At 62.3% G+C, this 26035-nt stretch carries 21 protein-coding genes and 1 pseudogene; 18 read left to right on the plus strand and 4 right to left on the minus strand.

All coding sequences use genetic code 11. The features are described 5' to 3' along the window. The first annotated feature begins 51 nt into the window (after positions 1–51). Entirely contained in the window at positions 52–207 is a 156-nt protein-coding gene (locus P3T22_RS06110) for a hypothetical protein (protein WP_429324688.1), read from the plus strand. Between the two features lie 339 nt (positions 208–546). Here P3T22_RS06110 and P3T22_RS06115 read toward each other — a convergent pair whose 3' ends face one another. After that, complete coding sequence (locus tag P3T22_RS06115) at positions 547–1854, minus strand: hypothetical protein (protein WP_429324518.1); 1308 nt, start codon at positions 1852–1854, stop codon at positions 547–549. Positions 1855–2886: 1032 nt separating this feature from the next. Between P3T22_RS06115 and P3T22_RS06120 the strand changes: the two genes are divergently transcribed. Then, positions 2887–3126, plus strand: a complete 240-nt coding sequence (locus tag P3T22_RS06120) for a hypothetical protein (protein ID WP_063499955.1) — start codon at positions 2887–2889, stop codon at positions 3124–3126. 247 nt (positions 3127–3373) lie between these two features. Here P3T22_RS06120 and P3T22_RS06125 read toward each other — a convergent pair. After that, a pseudogene (locus tag P3T22_RS06125) lies at positions 3374–3604 on the minus strand (hypothetical protein); the annotation flags it as partial. Between the two features lie 102 nt (positions 3605–3706). Here P3T22_RS06125 and P3T22_RS06130 point away from each other — a divergent pair. Next, positions 3707–4309: a hypothetical protein gene (locus P3T22_RS06130; protein WP_429324519.1), complete on the plus strand. Its 603-nt coding sequence runs from the start codon at positions 3707–3709 to the stop codon at positions 4307–4309. Between the two features lie 223 nt (positions 4310–4532). On the opposite strand, the gene P3T22_RS06135 is transcribed toward P3T22_RS06130, so the two are convergent. Beyond that, complete coding sequence (locus P3T22_RS06135) at positions 4533–5303, minus strand: DUF4410 domain-containing protein (RefSeq protein WP_429324520.1); 771 nt, start codon at positions 5301–5303, stop codon at positions 4533–4535. Positions 5304–6002: 699 nt separating this feature from the next. Here P3T22_RS06135 and phaP point away from each other — a divergent pair. The 3 genes from phaP (at position 6003) to P3T22_RS06150 (ending at position 8800) form a co-directional block, all read left to right on the plus strand. Beyond that, entirely contained in the window at positions 6003–6428 is a 426-nt protein-coding gene (gene phaP / locus P3T22_RS06140; RefSeq protein ID WP_063499952.1) for a phasin family protein, read from the plus strand. 633 nt (positions 6429–7061) lie between these two features. Continuing rightward, on the plus strand, positions 7062–7511 hold the full coding sequence (locus tag P3T22_RS06145; RefSeq protein WP_429324689.1) for a DUF2844 domain-containing protein: 450 nt from the start codon (positions 7062–7064) through the stop codon (positions 7509–7511). Between the two features lie 11 nt (positions 7512–7522). Beyond that, on the plus strand, positions 7523–8800 hold the full coding sequence (locus tag P3T22_RS06150; RefSeq protein ID WP_063499950.1) for a DUF3443 domain-containing protein: 1278 nt from the start codon (positions 7523–7525) through the stop codon (positions 8798–8800). 45 nt (positions 8801–8845) lie between these two features. Here the strand turns inward: P3T22_RS06150 and P3T22_RS06155 are convergent, their stop codons facing one another. Continuing rightward, a complete protein-coding gene (locus P3T22_RS06155; protein ID WP_429324521.1) occupies positions 8846–9949 on the minus strand; it encodes a zinc-binding metallopeptidase family protein in 1104 nt (367 codons plus the stop codon). Positions 9950–10273: 324 nt separating this feature from the next. Between P3T22_RS06155 and P3T22_RS06160 the strand changes: the two genes are divergently transcribed. The 12 genes from P3T22_RS06160 to P3T22_RS06215 all read left to right on the plus strand — a co-directional run bounded on the left by P3T22_RS06160 (position 10274) and on the right by P3T22_RS06215 (position 25957). Then, positions 10274–13756, plus strand: coding sequence for a DUF2126 domain-containing protein (locus P3T22_RS06160; protein ID WP_429324522.1), 3483 nt, complete (start codon positions 10274–10276; stop codon positions 13754–13756). A gap of 46 nt (positions 13757–13802) precedes the next feature. After that, positions 13803–16373: a circularly permuted type 2 ATP-grasp protein gene (locus P3T22_RS06165; protein WP_429324523.1), complete on the plus strand. Its 2571-nt coding sequence runs from the start codon at positions 13803–13805 to the stop codon at positions 16371–16373. Next, positions 16370–17260, plus strand: a complete 891-nt coding sequence (locus P3T22_RS06170; protein ID WP_063499947.1) for a transglutaminase family protein — start codon at positions 16370–16372, stop codon at positions 17258–17260. The genes P3T22_RS06165 and P3T22_RS06170 overlap by 4 nt, the downstream gene beginning before the upstream one ends. 247 nt (positions 17261–17507) lie before the next feature. Further along, the gene (locus P3T22_RS06175) at positions 17508–17930 is read left to right on the plus strand and encodes a MarR family winged helix-turn-helix transcriptional regulator (RefSeq protein ID WP_063499946.1); all 423 of its coding nucleotides are present in this window, start codon (positions 17508–17510) and stop codon (positions 17928–17930) included. An 80-nt stretch (positions 17931–18010) separates the two neighbouring features. Then, positions 18011–18433, plus strand: coding sequence for a MarR family winged helix-turn-helix transcriptional regulator (locus tag P3T22_RS06180; protein ID WP_063499945.1), 423 nt, complete (start codon positions 18011–18013; stop codon positions 18431–18433). A gap of 88 nt (positions 18434–18521) precedes the next feature. Beyond that, complete coding sequence (locus tag P3T22_RS06185) at positions 18522–19622, plus strand: HlyD family secretion protein (RefSeq protein WP_181448443.1); 1101 nt, start codon at positions 18522–18524, stop codon at positions 19620–19622. Positions 19623–19629: 7 nt separating this feature from the next. Further along, positions 19630–21210 (plus strand): DHA2 family efflux MFS transporter permease subunit, encoded by a 1581-nt coding sequence (locus P3T22_RS06190; protein ID WP_063499944.1) that lies wholly within the window; start codon positions 19630–19632, stop codon positions 21208–21210. 10 nt (positions 21211–21220) lie between these two features. Beyond that, positions 21221–22651: an efflux transporter outer membrane subunit gene (locus tag P3T22_RS06195; protein WP_063500838.1), complete on the plus strand. Its 1431-nt coding sequence runs from the start codon at positions 21221–21223 to the stop codon at positions 22649–22651. A gap of 48 nt (positions 22652–22699) precedes the next feature. Further along, positions 22700–23884 carry a thiolase family protein gene (locus tag P3T22_RS06200; RefSeq protein ID WP_429324524.1) on the plus strand — a complete coding sequence of 395 codons (1185 nt, stop codon included), beginning with the start codon at positions 22700–22702 and terminating at the stop codon, positions 23882–23884. Positions 23885–24014: 130 nt separating this feature from the next. Next, the gene (locus tag P3T22_RS06205) at positions 24015–24404 is read left to right on the plus strand and encodes a cytidine deaminase (protein ID WP_279224531.1); all 390 of its coding nucleotides are present in this window, start codon (positions 24015–24017) and stop codon (positions 24402–24404) included. A 258-nt stretch (positions 24405–24662) separates the two neighbouring features. Next, positions 24663–25598, plus strand: a complete 936-nt coding sequence (panE, locus tag P3T22_RS06210) for a 2-dehydropantoate 2-reductase (RefSeq protein WP_429324525.1) — start codon at positions 24663–24665, stop codon at positions 25596–25598. 59 nt (positions 25599–25657) lie between these two features. Beyond that, positions 25658–25957 carry a hypothetical protein gene (locus P3T22_RS06215; protein ID WP_063499940.1) on the plus strand — a complete coding sequence of 100 codons (300 nt, stop codon included), beginning with the start codon at positions 25658–25660 and terminating at the stop codon, positions 25955–25957. The last annotated feature ends 78 nt before the right edge of the window (positions 25958–26035 follow it).

The following is a 26035-nucleotide window of genomic DNA, read 5'->3' on the forward strand; positions in this document are numbered from 1 at the left end:
GTTTCGAGAGACCGCTTCTGGGATCTCTCCCGCGAGGAAGTTCACGCCTTGTTGGGTGCACCCGATTCGGGTGCGTGGCTCGGACGGTGCGATCGAGTATTGCTCACGCTGCTTTACAACACTGGCGCCCGAGTGTCAGAACTGATCGGAATTCGGGTGGCCGATGTAAAGCTCGCCACGACGCCGTGGGTACCGGTATCTGCCTGATCGAATGAAGCGTGTACGCGAATGAGGAGCGCAGCGTGCAGGCACTGGTTGATATCGTGCGCCGTTCGTCTGGGCGCGAACATCCGCGTATGACCCTGGCAAGACTTCTGATGTCAAACGAAAAGGTGACAGCGCGCGCAATGGAAGCTTTGTCAAAGGTGAGGGTTTCAGGCGCGCCCGATCCTCCAAAGGACCCGCGCGGGGAACCGGTCCCTTGGGATGTCGCAAAGGCTGCGTTGGGCGTCCGATCCGACGGAGAACTAAGCGAGATCTGGAAGTTATGCCTCGAACGCGCTGACAGTCGAGAAAACAAGCATGTCTTTACCCGAGCGAGTGCGCCTACTCCCATCCCTGATATCCGACAGGCTGTGCCGAATTGCCGTAACCGGCGGGGTACGGCCGCCGCAGTTCAGGTGGCGTGTACATCTCGTTATATGCCGGATAGGCAGGCGGGCGGCCCACTATGATGACCTGCGGCGCCGCCGCTTGAGCGGGCGGCCGAGGTACGTAGGCGGACTGCGCGTCAGCCGGCTGGTACCGGGCGGGCGGATACGGAGCTGGCGCGTACTGGTAAGCCTGAACGGTTCGAGGCGGCGGCGCGTATTCCCGCCAGGCGTACCCACCTGACTCCTGAGACTCTGTTGACATCTGGTTATAGGCCGGCGCCGCCGCGTATTGCTGGGGCTGCTGGTTCTGATATTGCCGAGGTTGCCGGTTGTGCGCCGCTTGAGACGGTAGAGCCGCTTGAGTTCCTTGCTCCACGGCGTATTGCGGTTCCTCATCGGCCTGCCGATATCGCGGCACCGCCCGCTGAGCGTTCTGGAAATCGCGCCTCTGCGTCACCTGCGCGTCGTCATCATTGTCCGATTTTGCTTCCGGCAATGCCGTCACGGCTTGCGTCGGAATCAGTATCGGAGGCTCGGACTCGGTGGCAAACAGCTTCGGCGACGTAGTCCGCGTAGAAACCTGCTTCAGAGGCACAGGTTGCATTTCAGCCCGCTCAGGCGGCGTAACCCGCACTGAGGCCTGCTTCAACGACGCGACCGGTGCATAGACCCGCCTCGGCGGCGCAGACGCGACTTGCGCGGGACCGTGCTTCAGCTGCACAGACTCGGCCTGCGCGGGACCGTGCTTCAGCTGCACAGGCTCGGCCTGCGCGGGACCGTGCTTCACCGGCACAGGCTCGGCCTGCGCGACGACCAGCCTGGACGGCGTAGCTCGCGCAGCAGCATCCCGTTTCGGCGATGTGACCGGCGCGGTTACATGCCTCAGCGACACGGCTTGCGCTACAACCCGCCTTGGGGGTGCCACCCGCTCGGCAACCGGCTTCGGCGATGCGGGCATGGCCGGCGCAGCAAGCTGCTTTTGCCGATGCTTCACCTCGTCGCCCAAGGTCGCATAGGATTTCGAGTCTTCCCTGGCGCGCGCGTTATAGCCGATGAAATACGCATAGCGCAGGTCTGCAAGGCGCGCCTGAATGTCGGCTTCGGCGGAGACGCGTTTTTCGCCGGGATCGAGAGATGCGTCGACGGTCGAGTCTTCGAAGGCCGAGGCTTCAGCATCAGCGGCACGGGCGGATCCGGGATGCAGCGCGCCCACAGAAGACATAAGCGCAGCGGCTACCGCGACGAGCACTTTTTTTTCCATACTTTCACCTCGGAATTCCGTGCGACAGACCGCGTGGGATTCTCCAATCTCCGGACCGGACTTCCAGGCGCGCTTCCGGGATATCGGCTCCTTTTAACACGTCCTTAAGGGCCCAGGATAGTGTTTCCGGGTATAACCTGGGCGAATGACTATATGCCGTACAACCATAGTCATACCGACGTTGTCGGTCCGGAAATTCTTGCCTGCTCCGGCGGCCATAGCACGCATCAGCTCGCGCCGCGGTCGGTGGAAAAGTTCGGCCTCGAGAACACTCGCAAGGCCGTTCGCCAAAGCATCGAAAGCCTCCCACCCGCTGACAGCGCGCGCAGCGGGCAGCCTGTTCATGCTCGTAACCGACGAGCATGTCATCGATCAGGGGCATGCCGGCGACCGCCGTCACCTTGAGTCCCGCGAGACTTGCCTTACAACGGAACGCCCAACAACTCGCCTCCCCAAAAATAGGTGCCGACCCCTCTCATGCCGTGCTGACAGCATCTGATTATTTCCATTCATGAAGAAGACTATTTGTTTGAATGGCACGTGACGGCACGCGCAGGATCCCCGACAATACGAGTCGCGACGGGGCGTAGCACTGGCTGGTGCGACACTGGATTCCTCATCCGGTCCCCGCCGTACTCCTGCATTCGCGCTAGCAGCAGGGCGGAAGGGCCTTGAGAGTTGCCCAAATGGAGTCGCGCACGGATCGACTGCTGCGAAGCGCTCGACAGCTAACCCCGTCAGTTGGAGGCTTGCTTCAGAGCAGGACCGGCGCCTAATTTGCGGTGTCAACGCCCTCTCGCGGCCATCAACCCCTGCGACATTGCTCTCTCAACTGACGTGCGTCGCATCAGGTTGACTTTGGCGTTTCGCATTACAGCCGAGCGTGCCATTCAGAACGATGATGAACATCTGGCCGAAGAATGCGAACGGGTAGCTTCACTGCAGGGCGTTGCGCATCCGTGTCAGGTTTTTCATGGTCCTTGGCGGAACAACCGTCTAAGGGCCAATATTTCATAACGTTTAGGAGAGTTTATGGCTTTCGAACATCGTGGCTTTCGGGTGACTGCCGATGCTGTGGCTGATGAGCTTGGCGTTCAGTGGGTATGTCATGCCCTTATTGAACGTACCGATGGCGATGCGAAGAAAGGCGCGCCCGCAGGCATCGAACTAACTATTCCCAGGGCCAAGATTGATCCTTTGATGGCAATCAGCGCACTTGAGCACAAATCCCGGGCCGCCATTGATGATTGGCATGAGGCAGGGCAAGCATAGAGGCAGGTCTTCGTTCACTTTGAGCTGCCCTGCGCCGGCGCGAGACCCGCGGGTTCCAGCTCAAATACGCACCGATTGATGTTCTTGCTAAAGCCACGCGCCGTTGGCGCTGGCGTCCAGTTCGCAATCAAGGTTGCGCATTTAGTTCCGTTTGTGACTAGCCGAAACGCATGCGCGGTGCTTTGTCAAGTTGGCGTGCGTAGGCTGTCTGTGTAGAGAGAAAGCGTAGTTATCCTTATCAGATAACTTTTTCGACGAATCCAGCGCCGAATTTGTCGCACCGGCAACGGATCGTTTCGTCCCCCAAGGGGACTTCCTTCGGGGCGTATGAGACCACGCCACCACTCTCGAGCAACAACTCCTCAATGTCGCGCAGGTTCAGGCTGAACCGGAAATACCAGCGAACCGCCAAACTGATGACGACCGCATGGAAGCGGTGACCGTGATAAAGCGATTTCAGCGCTTTCGTTTTCTTCATCGCCTCATTTACCGCCGCCTTATCATCAACCTGACAAAGCCTTCTTCTGGACATGTATAAACGGTATATACTGTTTATACAGTTATTAACGCGGAGAAGCACATGGCAGCACCCGTCACTAAAGAGCACACCAAGAAGGCATTCCATTTCCCTAAGAGCTCGCCCAAGCACGCGGTCAATGGCGCGGAGCCGGCAGTCGCGCTGGAACAGCCGGCGCAAGCGGCGCCTGTAGTCAAGAAAGCGGCCAAAAAGGCGAAGCGCTCGGCAACGGTTGAAGCAAAGCCTGTCGCTAAGAAAGCAGCCAAAGCGAAGCGCTCGGCAGCTGCGGATTCGAAGCCCGCCGTTAAGAAAGCGGCCAAAGCGAAGCGCCCGGCAACCACGGAAGCAGTGCCTGCGGCTAGGAAGGCAACCAAAGCGAAGCGTGCCGCAACTGCGGAAGCCGCGCCGGTCAGCGCATCTGAAGCAAAAAAAACCAAGCAGCCGAAGAAAGAAAAAGTCGTGCGCGACAGCTTCACGATGCCGAAATCGGATTACGACAAGATTGCGTCTCTCAAGCAGAAGTGCCTCGACGCCGGCGTGTCGGTCAAGAAGAGCGAGCTGTTGCGAGCAGGGTTGATGATGCTGGAGTCGGCAGCGCCGCAGCGCCTGCTTGCCGCGGTGTCGTCGCTCGAGACGGTGAAGACGGGGCGTCCCGCGAAGGTCTAAACCCGGCATCGTGGTTCGATGCAAGATTTGAATCGATTCGTGCCCGCTCCGGTGGTGTCGGACTACAGCGCATCCGGCTGCAAGTGCTCGAGCCGCTGGGGCGGCTACGAGGCATCATCATTACATCGCCATATTGCTGGAAAGTGACGGACAGATTACGTCGAACCTCCGCAGCAGCGGTGTGACGCTCGAAGTGACGCTGGTCAAGCCTGCTGCGGGGTGCTTATCCTTTGATGTGCTCCGTCGAGAGCCAGCCCCCGCTTACGCCGATCTGCGCCACCTGTTTCGCCACCGCGTCGGCGAGACGCTTCGCATCCGCTGAAACACCGGCCTTCCTGGTTTCGGATACGGCGTGCAAGCCGCCGCCCACGGCCGCGGAGGTCGCAATGCTCCCGGCTGCGGCGCCCACGCCGGCTGTTTCGGCCATGCCGGGGGCCTTGCCGCTGTCGCCGGTGGCATTGAAACTTTGCACCAGGCGCGCGGTGCCGCCCGCCGGTTTGTACAGAATCTGCACGGAGCTGCTCACCTCGCTCTTGCCTGCGCCCAGGCCGATCAGCACGCGGCGGCGGCGATTGCCCGCGTCGATCGTGTCGAAGCTGCCTTGCACGAGCAGCACGTTCTGATCGGCGGGGGCGGGGATGTCGGAGCGAATTGCGCGCAACCCCATCGATTGCAATTGATGCACGATTTCGTTGGCGACCTGCTCACGTACGGCGATCGCATCGGCTGATTGCTTATCGGCGGCGGACGAGCCGTCGAGGTGCGATTTCAATTTCTGCAGCATGCCGCCGTTGTCCAGTTTCACCTGATCCGGATTGCTGTCGAAGGTGTAGACATAAATGTTGTCCGGGCGCACTTGCGGCTCTGCGCTGGTCTGGGTCGCGTTGTTGATGCTGCCGCCGGCGCAGCCGGTCAGGAGCGTGCCGCAGCAGACCATTGCGACGCATGCAAATCGAGCGGCATTCTTTTTGAGGAAACTCACTGAAGTCAACATGTTCATCCTGTCGTCGGCACGCGGTGCCGTGATGGTCGAATGCACATTCCGATGATCGGGCAACCGTGGGATCGTTGATCATCGGGATCGCATTCGCACATAAAACACCCTTGATCTCATGCGTCTTTTTTCTTACGCACCGGCAGCGAAACGAAGTATGGGTGAGTCACTTCCCAAACTCCATTCAACAATTATTTCGCGCTATGTCACGGCGAAACATGCAGTCGCGGGGCGTGGTTCGGCGTGGGATGAAAGCGACGGTGAGCGCATCAGGTCAAGGCGAGCTTGATGATGCAGAAAAGAACGAAGACGAGTAGCGCGGCGGCGACGGCCATATTCAGCGGATAGCGCATTATTCACCAGGCACTAGCGATGCGGTGCTCTCATCCTAATCAACTGAAGGAAGATGAAAAGTGGGCAGACAGGCTGCTATGTGCGAAAGCGAACGTAGCGCACCGAACGGCCGCGCTGCTTTTTTGCGGAAACGTTTCCAGTTGATTTTGCATCGTGCGCCAGGGTGTGCCCGCTGGCGCAATGTTGGCGGATAGCGCATGATTGCAGCAATGTGCCGTCCGACCCCAGATGCAGCAAGCCTTTGCGGGCGGTGCGGCGCACACGACGCCACGGGTGTATCTGTCGGAGAAACCCATTGCGGCGATGCACCGCGGGCGAGTATTCAATCGTTAAGGAGGATTTCGCATGGACCGACCTGACGCCGCCAATCCGTTTGGCGATTTCACCAAAATGCTGGAGCAGTTCAAGCTTCCCGGCTTCGACGTGCCCGCCATCATGGAAGCGCGACGCAAGGACATGGAAGCACTGGCTCAGGCGAATCAGACGGCATTCCAGGGCATGCAGTCGCTCGCGCAAAAACAAACCGAGATGCTGCGCACCACGCTGGGCGAATTGCAGTCGCTCACGGGGCAGTTGTCGGCCGGCGGCGCCGCGCCTCCAGCGAAGGCCGCCGAACTGATTCAGCAAAGCCTGCATAAGTCGCTAGCGGATATGCAGCAGTTGGCGCAAGCCGCATATCAAACGCAGGCTGAGTCGTACGCGGTGATCGCAAAACGCGTAGAAGAAAATGTGCAGGAACTCAAATCGCTCTTGCAGCAGCAGAAAAAGTAACGGACGCAACCGCGTCGAATCGCTCGATCGAGAATCCGGATTTGGCGCGGCTCGCAGAAGTCGCAATGAATTAGCAGGAAAGTTGGGATGAAACACCCGGTGCCGCGGATGACGACCAAGTTATCCGCGGCATTTTTTTTCGCCTCGAATCGTGCTCATCGCGTGATTTTATCTTCACACAAAAGCAGTCTGGCCGCGCCGCAATAATCAGAAGAAATAGGCCCATGCACACGAGTTATTCAGCGTGCGCTTACATTGACTGCCACATGCCGCACGCATTGATATTTTTCTGCTGTGGCCCCGTTATTTCATGTGTGTGTTCGCTTTAAACAGGCCATATCGGAAAAATCTGCGTCGAAGCGCCGTCCCTTGGTGATCCTGTCCTCAAATATCAAACGGGTTCGAACGGCGCAGCACCCGCGTAGGGTTTAAATCGGCCCGCAAACGATTGCCATACCCCTTCGCGATGGCTAAAGTTTCGCGCCGCCACTCCGTAGACGCATTCACACAACCCAACCGGTGTGAATGCAATACCGGCACCGCCGGTCTGGAGTGCCCACCTGAATTCCCGTTCGTGATCGGCCTACGCGCCGGTCACGAGCGTTTCACCGCGAAGGAAATCTTTTGAAACCGATGCTCTCTACAAGCATTGCTCGCGCAATGCTAGGGGCCAGTTGCGCGCTGTCGTTTGCCGCGCATGCCACGCTCGGCCAGAACGCCAGCACTGTCGACAGCGATCTGACGCGCCTTCACGCAGTGGCTCACACGTCCACTACGCAAAGCGCGTATTCGGTACACCTGATTACGATGCCGTCCGGCACGCTGGTGCGCGAGTACGTCGCGCCCAACGGCATCGTCTTCGGTGTCGCGTGGCAAGGCCCGACGCTGCCGGATCTGAAATCCATGCTGGGCACGTCGTTCGACCAATACGTCGCCGCTACCGCGACGCGCCGTGGCACGCCGCTGGCGGTGTCCAACAACGATCTGGTCGTATTCTCCGGCGGGCATCTGCGCGCGTTTGCCGGCCATGCCTATCTGCCGCAAGCGGTGCCCGCGGGCGTCGATGTCGGCATCATTCAATAACGGAGCGGATCATGCGTCATACGTCTTCGTTCGTTACCTTGTTGGGGGCGGCGCTGCTCGCGGTGCTCGTCAGCGCCTGCGGCGGCGGGGGCGGCGGTTCCAGCGGTTCCGGCTCCTCCGCGAATTCCAGCAACTCGACGAGCGTTTCGGCCGGTCCCACCGTCACCAATACGTCGCCTTCGCCGCAAGTGGTGGCTGCCAACGCAGTGCGCGTGACAGTCGACTCCGGTGTGAGCAACGTGCCGAACATGCCGTTCGTCAGCATCACGATTTGCGCGCCCGGCACCAGCCAGTGCCAAACCATCGATCACATCCTGGTGGATACCGGTTCGTGGGGCGTGCGTGTGTTCGCCTCGCAATTGCCCGCGTCGATGGCGCTGCCGCAACAGAAGGACGGCTCGGGCAATCTGGTTGCCGAATGCATGCAGTTCTTCGACGGCTACACGTGGGGTTCGGTGAAGCTTGCCGACGTGCAGATCGCCGGTGAAAAAGCGGCCTCGCTGCCGGTTCAGGTGATCGACCCGAACTACGCTTCGCTGCCGTCCGATTGCGCGAGCCTTGGCGCGTCGCGCAACACGCCGGGCACGTTGCAGGCCAATGGCATTCTGGGCATCGGCGTGTTCAAGCACGACTGCGGCGCGAACTGTGTGCAGAAGGCGGTGGCCGGCACGTATTACGGGTGCAGCGGCACGGCATGCACGTCGATTCCGCTCGCCGAGGCGCTGCAGGTCGCCAATCCGATTCCGTACTTCGCTACCGACAACAACGGTTCGATGCTGAGCCTGCCAACGGTGTCGGGCGGCGCGCAGTCGGTCAGCGGGCAACTGGTGTTCGGCATCGGCACGCAGAGCAACAATTCGCTAGGCAGCGCGCAGGTGATCGGCGTGAGTCCGTCGAATGGCACCTTTACCACGGTGCAGAACGGCACGACGTATTCGAGCAGTATTCTGGACAGCGGCTCGACTGGCCTGTTCTTCCAGACCAGTGCGTTGCCGGTATGCGCGAGCCCCAATAGCGCGTACTACTGCCCGGTGTCGGCCCAGTCGTTGAGTGCAATGATCCAGGGCGCGAACGGTACGACGAGCACGGTGAACTTCACCGTTGGCAATGCCAACACGATTGCGCAGACGTACAGCGGCGATGCGGCGTTGCCGTTGCTGGCGGGACCGGCCTTTGTGACGTCGTCGATTTTTGACTGGGGCCTGCCGTTCTTCTACGGCCGTAACGTGTACGCCGCCGTCGAGCAGCAGGCGACGCCCGGCGGTACGGGGCCTTATGTCGCGTATTGAGCGATAGCCAGGTTAGGCTCCGATGGAAGCAAGCCCGTTGCCGGTTTATTCGGCAGCGGGCTTTTTTGTGGGTTCGCGGAGCTGTGTTTTATCGGCAGCCGCCGCAATCACCCGATGCACGAACCGCAGCTTGTCCACCACCGGCGAGGCCAGCGTGAACGGATAGCCGTCGGGCATGCCGAGACTGCGGTTCAGGCTGTTCAACGCATACGTGAGCGGAAACCAGCGCTTCATCAGATTCTCGAAGCTCGCGTCTTCCACGGGTGTGCGGTCGGTCAGCGTCGGCTCGCTCGGGTCGTCGGGCAACAAGGCGAGGCCGTACGAGGTCGCTGTATCCAGCACGTCGACGATCAGCATGTAGTGCGCCCACGTCTCTGCCCAATCCTCCCAGGGATGCATCGTCGCATAGGCGCTGATCGTCGAGGCCTGCCAGTCCTTCGGTGCCCCGTCGCGGTAGTATGCCGTCAGCGCCTCGCCGTAGTCGGCGCGCTCGTCGCCGAACAGCTTGCGGTAGGGCCCGAGCCAGCGCCGATTGTTCGCCACCAACTGGTTGAAGTAGTAATGGCCCGTCTCGTGGCGGAAGTGGCCGAGCAGTGTGCGGTAGGGCTCGCCCATCGCGCTGCGCACCTTTTCGCGGTAGGCGTCTTCGGCTTCGGCGATGTTCAGCGTGATGAGGCCGTTATCGTGGCCGGTCATGACCGATGAACCGTCGCCGCCGTCCTCGAGGAATTCGAAGGCCAGGCCGGATTCGGGATCGGCCTGGCGTGACGGCACGTCGAGGCCGAGCGCGGCCAGCGTGTACAGCAGACGCCGCTTCGCCGTCTCCAGCCGGTACCAGTAGAGCCGGTTGTCAGGCATGCTCAGATTCGGAATCGTGCGCGTAAGCTGGCAGGCGCGGCACAGCGTGTCGGGCGAGTCGGCGGGGATCATCCAGTTGCAGACGTTTTCGACCGCGTAGTTGTGGCACTGCCGGAACAGCGCGCCCTCGGCGCGTGGATGCAGACTGCGCCAGAGCCCTTTATCGGCTTCTTCGAAGGCGCTGATTTCGGCCAGTTCGGGCACATATCCGAGCAAAGACTCGCACCGTTCACATCGAACGTTCTCGTAGAACACAAGGTGCGCGCAACGATTGCAGTGGAAGGTTTTCATCGATCGAACCCGGGTGGTGGGGGGCAGTCATGGAGCGAAGCTGACGCGCAATCTTCATGCCGCATTTGCCAGACGTCACTGGTTTAACGCACATTACGTACATGATCGTGCATCGGCGCTGCGCCGCTTTGGTGCGCGGCAGCCGAAACGGCGGTGGAAAGGCGTGCTGATCGATCGACCGGACGGCCGGCAGACGCGGCAAACTTCGCAACAGGCGGTAATCCGGGCGGGTCGGGCAGTTCACGCGGTTTTTCGCGCTTGTTCTATAAACGGCATGAAGCTTGCTTTTTTGGCGGGCTGCCATCCTTTGTCAAGGAGTCCGGTGTGTCCATACGCGTCGCGTTGAATCACGTCACACATTACCGTTACGACAGGCTGGTTGCGCTGTCACCCCAGGTCGTGCGTCTCAGGCCTGCGCCGCATTGCCGGACCCCGATTCTGTCTTATTCGATGCGGGTCGAACCGGCCGAACACTTCATCAACTGGCAGCAGGACGCGTTCGCCAATTACCAGGCGCGTCTGGTGTTTCCCGAGAAGACGCGCGAATTCAAGGTGACCGTGGATCTGGTCGCCGAGATGGCGGTCTATAACCCGTTCGACTTCTTTCTCGAACCGTCGGCCGAACAGTTTCCGTTCGAGTATGCGCCCGGCCTTGCGCTGGAACTCGCGCCGTACCGCGTCAAACGCTCAATGACGCCGCGCTTTGCCGAGTTCGTTGCGAGTATCGACCGCACGCCGATGGGCACCGCCGACTTCCTCGTCGGACTGAATCAGCGGCTGCAACGCGAGATCCGCTACCTGATCCGTATGGAGCCAGGCGTGCAGACGCCCGAGGAAACGCTGGTGAGCGCCGCGGGCTCGTGCCGCGATTCGGGTTGGCTGCTGGTCGAGACGCTCCGGCAACTGGGGCTGGCGGCGCGCTTTGTCTCCGGCTATCTGCTGCAACTCGCGCCCGATGTCAAATCGATCGACGGCCCGAGCGGCACCGAAGTCGACTTCACCGACCTGCACGCCTGGTGCGAGGTGTACCTGCCGGGCGCGGGCTGGATCGGCCTCGATCCGACTTCCGGCTTGCTCGCCGGGGAGGGTCATATTCCGGTTGCCTGCACACCCGAACCCGGCAGCGCGGCGCCGATCTCCGGCGCGGTCGACGAATCCGAAGTCGAGTTCGAGCACACCATGTCGATTGAACGGGTGGTAGAGACGCCGCGCGTCACCAAGCCGTTCAGCGAGGCGGTGTGGAGCGACGTGCTGAAAATGGGCGCGCAGGTCGACCAGCGCCTGACCGAGATGGACGTGCGCCTGACGATGGGCGGCGAGCCGACCTTCGTGTCGGTACGCGATCGCGACGCCGCCGAATGGAACACCGACGCGCTCGGTCCCACCAAACGCGGCTACGCGGTCGCGCTGATGGACAAGCTGCGCTCGCGCTACGGCGCGAGCGGCTTTCTGCACATCGGCCAGGGTAAGTGGTATCCCGGCGAGCAGTTGCCGCGCTGGGCGATGTCGCTTTACTGGCGCGCCGACGGCGAGCCGTGCTGGCACGATCCCACGCTCTTCGCCGACGAACGCGAGCCGGGCACCTACACGGCCGGCGACGCGCAACGTTTCCTCTCTCATCTGGCGACGAAGCTATCGCTCGACACGGACTGTATCCAGCCCGGCTTCGAAGACGTCTGGTACTACCTGTTGCGCGAGCGCCGCCTGCCGGTCAACGTCGATCCGCTTGATGCGCGCCTTGACGACGAACTGGAGCGCGTGCGTCTGCGGCGCGTGTTCGATGCGGGCCTGGGCGGCGCGACCGGTTATGTCTTGCCGCTCGCGCGCGAACGCGACGTGCCGAACGAGGCGCCGAAGTGGGTCAGCGGCCGCTGGTTTTTCCGCGACAAACGCATGTTCCTGATTCCCGGCGATTCGCCGATGGGTTATCGCTTGCCGCTCGACTCGCTGCCGTGGGTGTCGAAGACCGACTATCCGTATCAGCATGCGCACGATCCGTTTGCGCCGCCGGTGCCGTTGCGCCCGGCCGCGCAATTGCGCATGCAATACGACGGCGACGGCGAGTCCCGCCGCACCATGAGCACCACCGATGCGCGGCATGCGGCCGCGTTGTCGTCGTCAGCGGCGGATTTGCTGAGCGGCATGGCGGGCAGCGGCGTGCTGGCCTTTGCGCCTCGACCGGGCGATGAACAGGCGCCGGCGCGCGGGCAGTCGTCGAAGGAAACGCTGCGTACGGCGATCTGCGTCGAAGCGCGCGACCCGAAACGGGCCGCCGGTCCGAAGGCGGAAACCCAGGCGTTCGGCAGCGGCCGCTCGCTGCTGCATGTGTTCATGCCGCCGCTCACCGAACTCGACGACTACCTCGATCTGCTCGCGGCCATTGAAGCGACTGCCGCCGAATTGCGGATGCAGGTGGTGCTCGAAGGCTATCCGCCGCCGCGCGATCCACGACTGAACGTCCTGCAGGTGACGCCGGACCCGGGTGTGATCGAGGTGAACATTCATCCGGCTTCGAGCTGGGCGCAACTGGTCGACAACACGGAGTACCTGTATCAATCCGCGGCCGAGAGCTATCTGAGCAGCGAGAAGTTCATGACCGACGGCCGGCATACCGGAACCGGCGGCGGCAATCACTTCGTGCTCGGCGGCGCGACGCCGGCGGATAGTCCCTTCCTGCGGCGTCCCGATCTGCTGGCGAGCCTGATCGCGTATTGGCACAACCATCCGTCGCTGTCGTATCTGTTTTCCGGGCTCTTCATTGGCCCGACGAGCCAGGCGCCGCGCGTCGACGAGGCGCGCAACGACCAGGTGTATGAATTGGAGGTGGCGTTTCGCGAGTTGCAGCGGCAGATCGATCTGCTCGGCGGCCGCGAAAGCGCGAACCTCCCGGCGTGGATGATCGACCGCTCGTTGCGCAACATCCTGATCGACGTGACGGGCAATACGCACCGTGCCGAGTTTTGCATCGACAAACTCTATTCGCCCGATGGTCCGACTGGCCGCCTCGGCCTGCTCGAATTGCGCGGTTTCGAAATGCCGCCGCATGCGCGCATGAGTCTCGTGCAGCAGTTGCTGCTGCGCGCGCTGGTGGCGCGTTTCTGGCACGCGCCGTATACGCAGCGGCTCACGCGCTGGGGCACGGAACTGCACGACCGCTTCCTGCTCGGCACCTTCGCGAAGCTGGATTTCGACGATGTGCTCGGCGAACTCAACCAGGCGGGCTTCGCCTTCGAGAGCAGCTGGTTCGCGCCGCACTTCGAATTCCGCTTCCCGCTGGTCGGCGCGACCACGGTGAACGGCGTTTCGCTGACCATCCGCAACGCGCTCGAACCCTGGCACGTGATGGGCGAGGAAGGCTCGCCGGGCGGCACGGTGCGCTACGTGGATTCGTCGGTGGAAAGGCTCGAAGTGCGTGCGCTCGGTTTGAATGACAACCGTCATGTGGTGACGGTCAACGGTGTGCCGGTGCCGCTTCAGCCGACGGGCCGCGTCAGCGAATATGTGGCCGGCGTGCGCTTTCGCGCCTGGTCGCAGCCGTCGGCGCTGCATCCGACCATCGGCGTGGATGCGCCGCTCACCTTCGATCTGGTCGATACATGGACTGGCCGCTCGGTCGGGGGATGCCAGTATCATGTCGCTCATCCGGGCGGGCGCAACTATCAGACCTTCCCGGTCAACGCCTACGAGGCGGAAAGCCGGCGGCGCGCGCGCTTTTTCGCGTCCGGCCATACGCCGGGGCCGCTCGCGGTCGACACGCCGCAGCGCAGCCTCGAGTTTCCGTTCACGTTGGACCTGCGCTACTGGTAACCTGGTAGACTAACTGCGGCAACAGACCTTTAAGAACGACACGACCTTGGCCTTTCAATCGACTTTTCCCTTCGAAGCGTCCGCAGCTCGCGCGGACGCTTCATCCTCATTGCGGCTGTTGCCCGCCTACGAAGGACATTGGGACGAGTTACGCGACGCCTCAGGCGCGTTGCGCGAACCGTGGCGGCAATTCTTCGAGCGGCTGGGCGAAGACGGCATCGCGCGATTGGAGGATCACTACGCCTCGGTCGCGCAGCAGATCCGCGACAACGACATCAGCTACAACGTCTATGCGGATAACGGCGAGCCGCGGGCCTGGGCGCTCGACCTGCTGCCATTCCTGATCAGCGAGGCCGAGTGGGCGCATATCGAGCGTGGCGTGACGCAGCGCGCGCATCTGCTCAATGCGATCGTCGCCGACGTCTATGGGCCGCAGACCTTGCTCGAACGTGGGCAGCTGCCGCCCGCGCTGGTGTTCGGGCATCCCGGTTATCTGCGCTCCGTGAAGGGCTTTACGCCGCCTGGCGGACAATATCTGCAGGTGGTTGCCGTCGATCTGGCGCGTACGCCCGACGGTGACTGGACCGTCATGGCGCATCGCACCGAGGCGCCTTCCGGCCTGGGTTATGCGCTGGAAAACCGGTTGATCGTGTCGACGCTGTTTGCCGATCCGTTCCGCGCGATGCGCGTGAGCCGCCTCGCGCCGACCTATTCGCAATTGATTGCTACGCTCGCACAGGCCGCGCAGGCCACAATGCAGCACGACAGGTCGGGTGCCGATGGCTCGACGCATATCGCGTTGCTCACGCCCGGGCCATTTAGCGAGACCTACTTCGAGCACGTGTTTCTGGCGCGGTATCTCGGCGTCACGCTGGTCGAAGGCAAGGATCTGACCGTGCGCGACGACATGCTGTATCTGAAGACGCTCGCCGGTCTCGAACGGGTGCACGTCGTGCTGCGCCGTCTGGACGATGCGTTCTGCGATCCGGTCGAACTGCGCGCGGATTCGAGCATCGGCGTGCCGGGCCTGCTGCAGGTGATGCGCGCGGGCAATGTGATCGTGTCGAATGTGCCGGGTTCGGGCTTTGTCGAATCGCCGGCCTTGCATGGTTTTTTGCCGGGCATCGCCGAAGTGCTGCTCGATGAAGACCTTGTGCTGCCGAGCGTGGCGACGTGGTGGTGCGGCGAAAAGGCGGCGCGCGAGCACGCGTTCGGGCGTCTGGACGAAGCGTTCATTGTGCCGACCTGGCCGGTCGCGCCACGCGATGCGCCGCCCGGGATCGAACAGGGCAGGCAGCGGCTCTCGCCATGGCGTGAGCGCATCGAAGCGATGCCCGACACCTATACGATCCAGCAGCCGCTGCGCTTTTCCTGCACGCCGCGTTACGAAGACGGCACCATTGGCCGCCGTCCATCGGTGCTGCGCGTCTTTGCGATTGCCGACGTCGACGGGGGCTGGCATGTGATGCCCGGCGGCTTCACGCGGATGGCCGCCGAGCGTCAGGCGACGGTGTCGATGCAATACGGCGGCAGCAGTGTCGATACGTGGGTGTTGTCGAGTCAGCCGACCTCGACCTTCACGCTGCTGCCTTCGCCGATGCAACCCGCCGACCTCGCGCGCAAGCATCGCACCGTCTCGAGCCGCGCGGCTGAAAATCTGTTCTGGGCCGGACGTTATGGCGAACGCGCCGAAAACAACGTGCGGCTGTTGCGGCTGATTCTCGGCTCGCTGGAAGGCAACGACGCCGACGCGATGTTCCCGACGCTGGTCGAACTCGCCATGCATTGCGGTCTCGTGCAATCCGGCGATATGTTCTCGCCGGTTTCGCCGCCAGCATTCGAGCGCGCGCTGGTCGCGAATCTGAGCGAGAGCACCGGCGTTGCGAGCATTGGCCAGAACCTCAACTATCAGGCGCGTGCGAACGGCGAAGTGCGTGGGCGTTTGTCGAACGATCACTGGCGTACGATTCTCGCGGCGCGCAACGATTTCCGCGATGCACTGCAGACCGAGCGTAACGATCGTTATGACCGCGTGACGCTGATGAACGCGCTCGAACGCTTGTCGGTGCAACTGTCGGCGATCAGCGGCGCGCAAGGCGACCGCATGACTCGCGACGAAGCGTGGCGTCTGTTATTCGTCGGGCGGCACATCGAACGCGTGTCGGCGATGACATCGTTCTTGCGCGTGATCGCCGATAACGGCCAACTCGCGAAACCGGCCGGGTTCGATCTGCTGCTGCAATTGTTCGACAGCACGCTGACGTATCGCTCGCTGTATCCAGGCCGTTTCGAAGTGCCGGCTTTGCTCGATCTGCTGGTGATCGAGCCTACCAATCCGCGCGGAATCTACGGCGTCTATGACCGCCTGCGCACAAAACTCGACGAGATCGCCGTGGCCGCGGGCAGCATGCGGCATCGTCCGTTTGCGGAATTGATGCTGCCTGCCGATTCGTTGCCGACGCTCGAATCGCTGTGTGGCGTCGACGAAAACGATTCATACGCCGACCTGATGGCGGTGTGCGATCAGATCGGCGGTTATGTCGGCGCGGCGGCGCATGAGATCAGCGCACGCTATTTCAGTCATGCCAGTACGGTGGCTTCGCAGGTTTGGTCATGAAGAACGCGCCGACCGTGTTGTCCGTCTCGCATCGCACGACCTACCACTACTCCACGTATGTGGAGACCGCCCAGCATCTCGCGACGATCAGGCCGATCGCCTGTGCGTGGCAGCGAGTGGTTTCGCATAGCGAAAAGATCGAACCGGAGCCGTCGTATCAGACTAGCCGTATCGACGCATTCGGCAACGACGTACTGTACTTCGCGTTGGACGCCCCGCACGAGCGCTTGCAACTCGTTAGCGAAACCACGGTGGCGGTCATGCCGCGCTGGACCGATCTCGATCCCGATGAAACGCCGGAATGGGAAGACGTGGTGGATGCGTTGCGTTTTTGGGTCGGCGGCGAGTTCCGGCCCGAGGTGGAGTTCTGCTTTGCGTCGCCGAACATCGTGCCGCGGCCGTCGTTGCGCGCTTATGCGCTGCCGAGCTTTCCTCCCGGCATGCCGATTGTGGCGGGGGCGATCGATCTGATGCACCGGATTCACGAAGACTTCGCGTATAAACCCTCGGCGACGATGTTCGACACGCCCGCCGAGCGCGCTTTCGAAATGAAGAGCGGGGTATGCCAGGACTTTGCGCAGGTGATGATCGGCTGTTTGCGTTCGCTGGGTTTGCCGGCGCGTTACGTGAGCGGTTATCTGCGCAACGATCCGCCGCCTGGGCAGCCACGCTTGATCGGTGCGGATGCCTCGCATGCGTGGGTGTCCGTGTATTGCCCGGAGAGTGGCTGGATCGATCTCGACCCCACCAATGACGTGTTCGCCGATAGGGACCACGTGACGCTCGCGATCGGCCGCGATTACAGCGACGTGTCCTTGCTGCGCGGGATGATCCTGGGGGGCGGGGCGCATCGGGTGGAAGTGGGGGTGACGGTGCTGGCGCTTTAACCTGCCGCCTTTTGTTCTGGCATTCTGATTCCGCTATTCATTGCGGGTAGTTTTCATCGTGAACGGGGAACAGAGGGTGACAGGGGCTGAACGGGTGCTGCTGGTGCCGGCGCCGGATCGTAGGTCATGACCGGCTGATTGTTCCCTTTCAGGAGCAGACCGCACACCGATCCGACGATTTTTGCGAGGCACTTGCTGCGCGAAAGTGGGCTTGACTATGTGTGTATGCACATATACACTGCCCACCATGACCCGTCCTCTCTCTTACGACGAATGCAATTGTTTCGCGCTGCGCCAGGCGGCTCGGCACGTCACGCAAATCTACGAGCGCCATCTGGGCCAGGTGGGGTTAACGGCTGCGCAGTTCACGATTCTCGCCAAGCTCGCGCGCACGCCGAACCTGCCGATGGTGGACCTCGCGGACGCCATGGTCATGGAGCGCACCACGCTGCTCCGCGCCATGAAGCCATTGCAGCGTGACGGGCTGGTGGTCGCCGAATCGGCGGAGCATGACGGCCGCACGTTTCTGTTCAGTCTCACGGAGAAGGGCGCAACGACCTTCGATCAGGCCACCATCGCATGGCGTGCCGCGCAGGACGAGTTCGAGGAAAAGTTCGGTCACGCGCGCGCCAAGGCGCTGCGCTCCGAGCTCTTCAGCATCACCGGATAGACAACGCGTATGCGCTCGTTCCGACGAGCTTTGGCACGTCTGATTATGTGCATACGCACACGCAAAAAGGAGGCGCAGCGATGGAAGGGCTCTTCGACGACGACTGCTTTGCGATCCGCCAGGCCGCACGTTATATGTCGCAGCTTTACGACCGCCATCTGGAGAAAGTTGGCCTCACCATCACGCAGTATTCGCTGATGGGGCGCCTGGAGCGCACCGGTCTGATGACCATGAAGCAGCTGGCCGAAGCCATGCACATGCAGCGCACCACGCTGGTCCGCACGATCCAGCCGCTACGGCGCAACGGACTGGTGTCGAGCGAGGCCCTCGGGGCGGACGCGCGGGCGTTGTCGATTGCGCTGACGGCAGCCGGCGAAGCGCGTTTGCAAGCAGGGCGCAAGCATTGGCATGCGGCACAAGCCGAATTCGAGGATCGCTTCGGCGAGCAGCGCGCGGCGGCAATGCGTTCCGAGTTGTTCGCCATCACAAGCGATTCCATTTGAATCAGCCCGCATGGAGCGGGTCAAGTCCGGCGCAGTACAACGCGCCATTGTTTTTTGCTCAGCTAGTGCATACGCACATACGAACATCATGTCCACTACACTCTCGACTATTGCACCGCCTAGCGTGGCAAACGCTGCCAAACCGGCGCGGCGCATTCCGTGGATGCTGCTCGCGATCATCACGGTGCTCGCCGTGCTGGCGCTTGCCGCGTCGTACTGGTTCTTCGTCGGCCGCTTTGTCGAAACGACGGACGATGCCTACGTCGGCGGGGATGTGACCGTGATGTCGCCGAAGGTGAACGGCTTCGTCACGGACGTGCTGGTGCACGACAACCAGTTCGTCCACGCGAATCAGGTGTTGATCCGGCTCGATGCGCGCGATTACGACGCTCGCCTTGCCCAAGCGAGTGCGGAGGTGGAGAGCGCGCAAGCCGCTGTCACCGAGTTGCGGGCGAAAAAGTCCTTGCAGCTCGCCACGATCAACGAGCAGGCCGCCGAGGTTCGCGCGTCCGGCGCGGAGTTGACGCGCAGCGCCGCCGATCAGACGCGCTATCGCGAACTGGTGAAGGACGACGCGGTATCGAACCAGGTCGTGGAACGCGCGGACGCCGATTTCTCGAAGGCGCATGCCGCGGTCGACCGCAGCAGCGCAGCGTTGATTGCCGCACAACGGCAGATCGCCGTGCTCGACGCGCAGATCGGCGATGCCGAGGCGCGCATCGCCACCGCACAGGCGGCGCAGCGGGTCGCGGCATTGAATGTGGAGTACACCACGATCCGCTCGCCGATCGACGGTTACGTCGGCAATCGCACCGCGCGCGTCGGCCTGCTGGCGAACACGGGCGTGTCGCTGCTGACCGTAGTGCCGTCGAGCGGGCTGTGGATCGATGCCAACTTCAAGGAAGACCAGCTGAAGAAGATGCACGTTGGCGACGGCGTCGACGTGGATCTCGATGCGTCGAGCAAACGGATTCACGGCGTGGTTGAGAGTCTCGCGCCGGCGACCGGCGCGACCTTCAGCGTGTTACCGGCGGAGAACGCCACCGGCAACTTCACGAAGATCGTGCAGCGCGTGCCGGTGCGCGTGCGTCTCGACGTGCCGAAGGACATGCAAGGCGTTCTGCGCCCGGGGCTCTCGGCGACGGTGAAGGTGCATGTCGAAGCCGACAACGCGCCGCCCCAGGGATAAACCCGCCATGGCTCAAGCCCCCGCCCATTTCGCCGATCCCGCCGACCAGCCGACGCGCACCAAATTCTTCGCGTTCGCCCTGATGTGCCTCGGCTTTTTCATGGCGACGCTCGATATCCAGATCGTTGCGTCCTCGCTCAAAGACATCGGCGGTGGTTTGTCCGCGAGCCAGGACGAGCTCTCGTGGGTACAGACGTCCTATCTGATCGCCGAAATTCTCGTCATTCCGATGTCGGGCTGGCTTACTCGGGTGTTTTCCACGCGCTGGCTGTTTGCGTTCTCCGCACTCGGCTTTACGATCACCAGCATGCTGTGCGGTCTCGCATGGGACATCAATTCGATGATCCTGTTTCGCGGTCTGCAGGGTGCGCTCGGCGCGGCGATGATCCCGACCGTTTTCACCACCGCGTTCGTGCTGTTTCCGGGCAAACAGCGCCTGATTGCGTCCACCACTATCGGCGCGCTGGCCACGCTCGCGCCGACCATCGGTCCGGTGATAGGCGGCTGGATCACGGCGCAATGGTCCTGGCATTGGCTGTTTTATCTGAACCTCGTGCCGGGTCTCGCCGTGACGCTGATGGTGCCGAAATACGTTCGCATCGACGAGGCCGATCTTTCGCTGCTGAAAAAAGGCGACTACCTCGGCATCCTGCTGATGTCCGGCTTTCTCGGCTGCCTCGAATATGTGCTGGAAGAAGGCCCGCGCAAGAACTGGTTCGGCGACGACGTGATCGTGCTGTGCACGTGGGTGTCGGCGATCTGCGGTTTTCTGTTCCTCGTGCATGCATTCACCGCGAAAGACCCGATCGTCGATTTGCGCGCGCTGGCGATTCGCAACTTCGGCATCGGCAGTCTGCTGTCGTTCATCACCGGGATCGGGATTTTCTGCACGGTGTTTTTGACGCCGGTGTTCCTGTCGCGTGTGCGTGGTTTCGATTCGCTGCAGATCGGCTTGGCGCTGCTATCGGTCGGCTGCTTTCAGTTGCTTGCGCTGGCGGCGTACTCGACGCTGGCTCGTGTCATCGATATGCGCTTGCTGATGGTGTTCGGACTTGTTCTGTTCGGTGTCGGGTGCTATCTCTACGTGCCGTTGACCAGTCAGTGGGGCTGGAAGGAACTGCTGGTACCGCAAGCGTTGCGCGGCATCGGCCAGCAGTTTTGTATTCCGCCTATCGTCACGATGGCGCTCGGCTCTTTGCCGACTTCGCGGCTGCGCTCGGCGAGCGGCCTGTTCAATCTGATGCGCAATCTGGGCGGTGCGATTGGCATCGCAGTGAGCAGCACGATGCTCAACGATCGTTTGAATCTCCACTATGAGCGGCTCGACGAGCATTTGAGCGCGGGCCGGCCGGTGGTCGAATCGATTTTGCGGCAGCAAAGCGCGCACTTCGCGGCAGTCGGCGGCGATGCGCTGAATGCGGCTAACGCAGGACTCGGAGAGTTGCATGCGCTGCTGATGCGTGAAGCGCTCGTGCTCACGTTCTCGGACACGTTTTTTGTGCTGTCGCTCTGCTTTGTCGCCGGTTTGTTGAGCGTGCTGTTCTCGCATCCGTTTGGCAATACCGCACCGCCGCCCGATGCTCATTGAGGAATTCAGCGTGAAACCAATCGTTATCAAAGTACTCGCAAGCGCGGCGCTACTGACGCTCGCGGCATGCGCCGTGCAACCCGAAACACATGCGGACCTGCAGCATACGGTGCAGGCCGTCGCACCGACCGCGTGGAATGTCGATGCTCCTCAGGACAGCGTAAGCGCCGATACATGGTGGGCGCAATTCGGCGATCCTGTCATGCATCGGCTGGTGGAGTCGGTGCTGACAGGCAATCTCGACGTGCAGGCCGCCGTGGAGCGCGTCAAGCAGGCGCAGGATCTCGCGACGCAAAATCGCGCGGCATTGCTGCCGGAGTTGAACGCCAGCGCGACCGCTTCCGACTCTCGCCAGAACACGCCGCCGCCGCTCGGCTATGTGCGTCAGGCCGGTGTTGGCCTGACGGCTAGCTGGATGCCGGATGTCTTCGGCGGCGAACGCCTTGCTGTTCTCGCAGCACAGGCGCAAGTGTCGGGTCGGCAGGCGGCCTTGAACCAGCTGCGCCTCGCACTCGCGGCGAACACCGCGGCGGCATATATCGACCTGCGCTGGGCGCAATCGCAATTGCAGATTCTCAGCGACAACGAACAGATCCGCGCCCGCGCTTTGAAACTCACGCAGGAGCGCTTGCATTACGGACTGTCGACGCAACTCGACGTCGCACGGGCACAGAACCAGCTAGAGGACTTGCAGGCGCAGATCCCACGCGTGCAGTCGGCCGTGCAGCATCAACTGAGTCTGATCGCGGTGTATTCGGGGCGCACGCCGGAGAGCGTCGACGGCTTGCTGCTGGCCAATGCACGCGACATCCCGGTGCCTGCGCAAAGCGTGCCGCAGACGCTGCCGTCCGAGGCACTGTTGCAGCGGCCCGACGTGCGCAATGCCTACGCCACGGTCGAACAGCGCGCGGCGGAAGTGGGGGTGTCAAAAGCGCAGCGCTATCCGCAGTTCAGGCTCAATCTCGCCGACGGCCTGCTGGCCTCGTCCTACCTCGGCTTGCCGACGCTGACGGATAACCTCTTCAGCGCGGCATTGAACGCGACGAGTCCGATCTTCAACGCCGGGCGGATCACCGCGAACATCGACGCGAGCGAGAGCCGGATGCGCGAATCGCAACTCGGCCTGCAGCAAGCCATGCTGCAGGCGCTCAAGGAAATCGAGGATAACCGTAGCGACCTGGTGAATGGCGCGGTGCAGGTGCAACGCCTGGGCGGTGCGCTCGATGCATCGGACCATGCGCTGCATCTGTCGAGCGAGCTCTACAAGGGCGGCGCGACAGATTTCCTTGATGTGCTCGCCGCGCAGGAGGCGTATCTGCGCGACGCGGAATCGTTGAATCAGGCCAAACGCGAGCATGCGCTCGCGGCGGTGGCGTTGTACCGCTCGCTGGGCGGTGGATGGGATGTTCCCGCCACGATCACGGCGGCATCGGCGAATTGATGCGAGTGGATGTGGCGACGAAAGTAGTAGTCCAACTGGAGATGAATGATGAGTAAGCGAGAAGTGGTGATTTGCAATCCGGTGAGAACGCCGATCGGCGCATTCGGCGGATCGCTGAAAGAGGTGCCCGCAACCGAACTCGGCGCGGTCGCGGTGCGTGAGACGTTGCGGCGCAGCGGCCTCGATCCGGCCGCGTTGGCCTCGGTGGTGATGGGCAACGTGATTCAGGCCGGCAACAGGATGAATCCGGCGCGCCAGGCATCGATTGGCGGCGGCGTGCCGGTAGCCGTGCCAGCATTGACGGTCAATCGGGTGTGCGGTTCGGGCGCGCAGGCAATTGCGTCCGCGGCCCAGGAAATCTGGCTTGGCCTCGGCGATGCAGCCGTGGCTGGCGGCATGGAAAACATGGACCGCGCGCCGTATCTGCTCGACGGCGGCCGCTGGGGCTACCGCATGGGCAACGCGCAAACCCATGACAGCCTGCTGCGCGACGGCCTGAACGACGCGTTTTCCGGCGAGCATTCCGGCTGGCACACCGAAGACCTCGTCACGCAGTTCGACCTCACGCGCGAAACGCAGGACCGTTGGGCCGCGCGTTCGCAACAGCGGTTTGCCGAAGCGCAGGCGCGCGGCGATTTCAACGCTGAACTGGTCGCGGTCGAAGTCCCGGGGCGCAAAGGTCCGCAGCATTTTACGAGCGATGAACAACCGCGCCCGGATACCACCGTCGAAACGCTCGCCAGACTGCGTCCGGCATTCCGTCCGGACGGCACGATTACCGCAGGCAACGCGCCGGGCTTGAACAGCGGAGCCGCCGCCATGCTGGTCGCTGAACGCGGGTTCGCCGAGGCGCGCGGCATCGAGCCATTCGCGCGGCTGGTGGCGTATGGCGTCGCGGCCGTGGAGCCGGGCATGTTCGGCCTCGGTCCGGTGCCGGCTGTGCAAATGGCCTTGGCCCGCGCAGGTTGGCAACTCGAGGACGTCGAACGCTTCGAGATCAATGAAGCCTTCGCCGCCGTGCCGCTCGCGGTGGCGCGCAAACTCGGCATCGCGGAAGAACTGATCAACGTGCAAGGCGGCGCGATCGCGCACGGTCATCCGATCGGCGCAACCGGTGCGGTATTGACGACGCGCCTGCTGCATTCGATGCGCCGCGACGGCCTGAAGCGCGGCGTCGTCACGTTGTGTATCGGCGGTGGGCAGGGGATCGCGCTGGCGCTGGAAGTGATCTGAGATCGGCTGCTGTGGCGCGTTGCGGTGCCTGGCATCGCAGCGCGCTGCTGCCATTCTGATGTGAGCGCGGCCGGCCTGCCGGCACTCGATCCGTGTACCCTTGCGATTCTGTCGAATGGAGGATCGCTGCATGAACATGGAACAACTGCTGGAACGTGCGGGGGCCGCGCGAGAAAAGGCCTATGCGCCGTATTCGAAGTTCAAGGTCGGCGCCGCGCTGCTGACCCGGGACGGCACCGTGTTCGACGGCTGCAACGTGGAGAACGCCTCGTACGGACTGTGTAATTGCGCTGAACGTACGGCGTTTTTCAGCGCGATTGCCGCGGGCTATCAGCGCGACCAGTTCGCCGCGCTTGCCGTGATCGGCGATACCGATGGACCGATCGCACCCTGCGGCGCGTGCCGCCAGGTGATCATCGAACTGGGCGGTCCTGAATTGCCGATCCGGCTCGGCAATCTGCATGGCGCCACCCGCGACACCACCGCGCGTGAACAATTGCCGGACGCGTTCTATTTGTGAGCAAGCACAAGGTTATCTCCGACACCGCCCCCGGTGTGGACGATGCAGGACGGCTGGTGGCGCGCCAATTGATCTGACATAAGAACAATGCGGAAATAACGCGGCCACGGTGCGTCGCAGCAAACCGGCCCGACAGGTATGGCCGATGCACATCGTCAATCTTTGCTACATTTCTGCAAGCGTGCTGCGTACGCAGTCCTCGAAGCCTTTTGCTTCTCGACCCGGCGCGTGTGACCCAAATTTATCAAGAGGCAAAAGATGCGAATTCTAGTCGTAGGGGCGGGTGCCGTGGGCGGCTACTTCGGTGGACGTCTTGCAGCGGCGGGCCAGGACGTGACCTTTCTCGTGCGCCCAGGCCGCGCGGAAAAACTCGCGCGTGACGGTCTCGTCATCAACAGCGTGCGCGGCAATCTCACGTTGCACGACGTCAAGACGATACTCGCCGGTGTTGGCGCGGAGCCGTTCGATCTGGTGCTGCTCAGTTGCAAAGCCTACAGTCTCGACGATGCGATCGATTCGTTTGCACCGCTGGTCGGCGAATCGACGCTGATTCTGCCGATGCTCAATGGCATGCGCCATCTCGACGTGCTCAAGGAAAAGTTCGGTGCGTCACGCGTACTGGGCGGTCAATGCGTCATTGCAGCGACGCTCAGCCCCGAGCAGCAGATCATGCATCTGAACGACATTCACGCGATTACTTTCGGTGAACTGGAAGGCGGCACGTCCGAGCGTGTAGAGGCGATTGCGGACGCGATGGCCGGCGCGAATTTCGACACCGTGGTCAGCGACAACATCCTGCTGCGCATGTGGGAAAAGTGGGTGTTCCTGGCCACACTGGCGGCCAGTACGTGCCTGATGCGCGGTTCGGTCGGCGATATTCTGGCTGCGCCGGATGGCAAGCGTATCATCGAAAACCTGCTCGGCGAGTGCCGTGGCGTCGCGGAGCACAACGGTTTCACGATGGACCTGGACTTCGACGCTCGCGCTACCCAAACGCTCTTTACACCGTCGCCGCTGACGGCTTCGATGTTGCGCGACGTGGAAAGCCACTCGCATACCGAGGCGGATCACATCCTCGGCGATCTGATCTCGCGCGGCGGCGATGCGCAAAAGGGCGAGCACGGCTTGTCGCTGCTGCGGATTGCCTATAGTCATCTGAAGACGTATGAAACGAGGCAGGCCCGTACGTCCTGAATGACCTGAACGCGGGCGATGGGGACGGCCACAGCAGCCTAACGTTTCGGAGGTGAAGCATGCCGAGTCCAATCGGATCCGTACCCGCGCTCAGTGCCGCCTCGGCGACGATCTTCTCGATTGGCATCGTCTTTCTCGGCTACTGGGGCCTGCACGATCAGGCGAAATGGCGAGTCTCCGACGTCTTTGTCTTCGTGTTTTCGATGATTGGCTTCGGCTGCCTCGGGCTCGTGCCGTGGATGGCGACGAGCCCGGTCGAGCCGGAAACCAGTGACGCCCGCATCCGTATTGCGCGGCACATGTTTCTTGTCGGCGTCGTGTCAATCTGGCTGAGCGTGGCGATTTCGGTGATTTTCTGACTAAACACGGCAGTGAGGCTTAAAATTCGCTTCGGCTGTATGGTCGAACTGCGCTGACGACGCCATCTGTCTTCAGGA

Origin of the sequence: Paraburkholderia sp. GAS348 (assembly GCF_050434205.1) — a bacterium.
Lineage (GTDB): Bacteria > Pseudomonadota > Gammaproteobacteria > Burkholderiales > Burkholderiaceae > Paraburkholderia.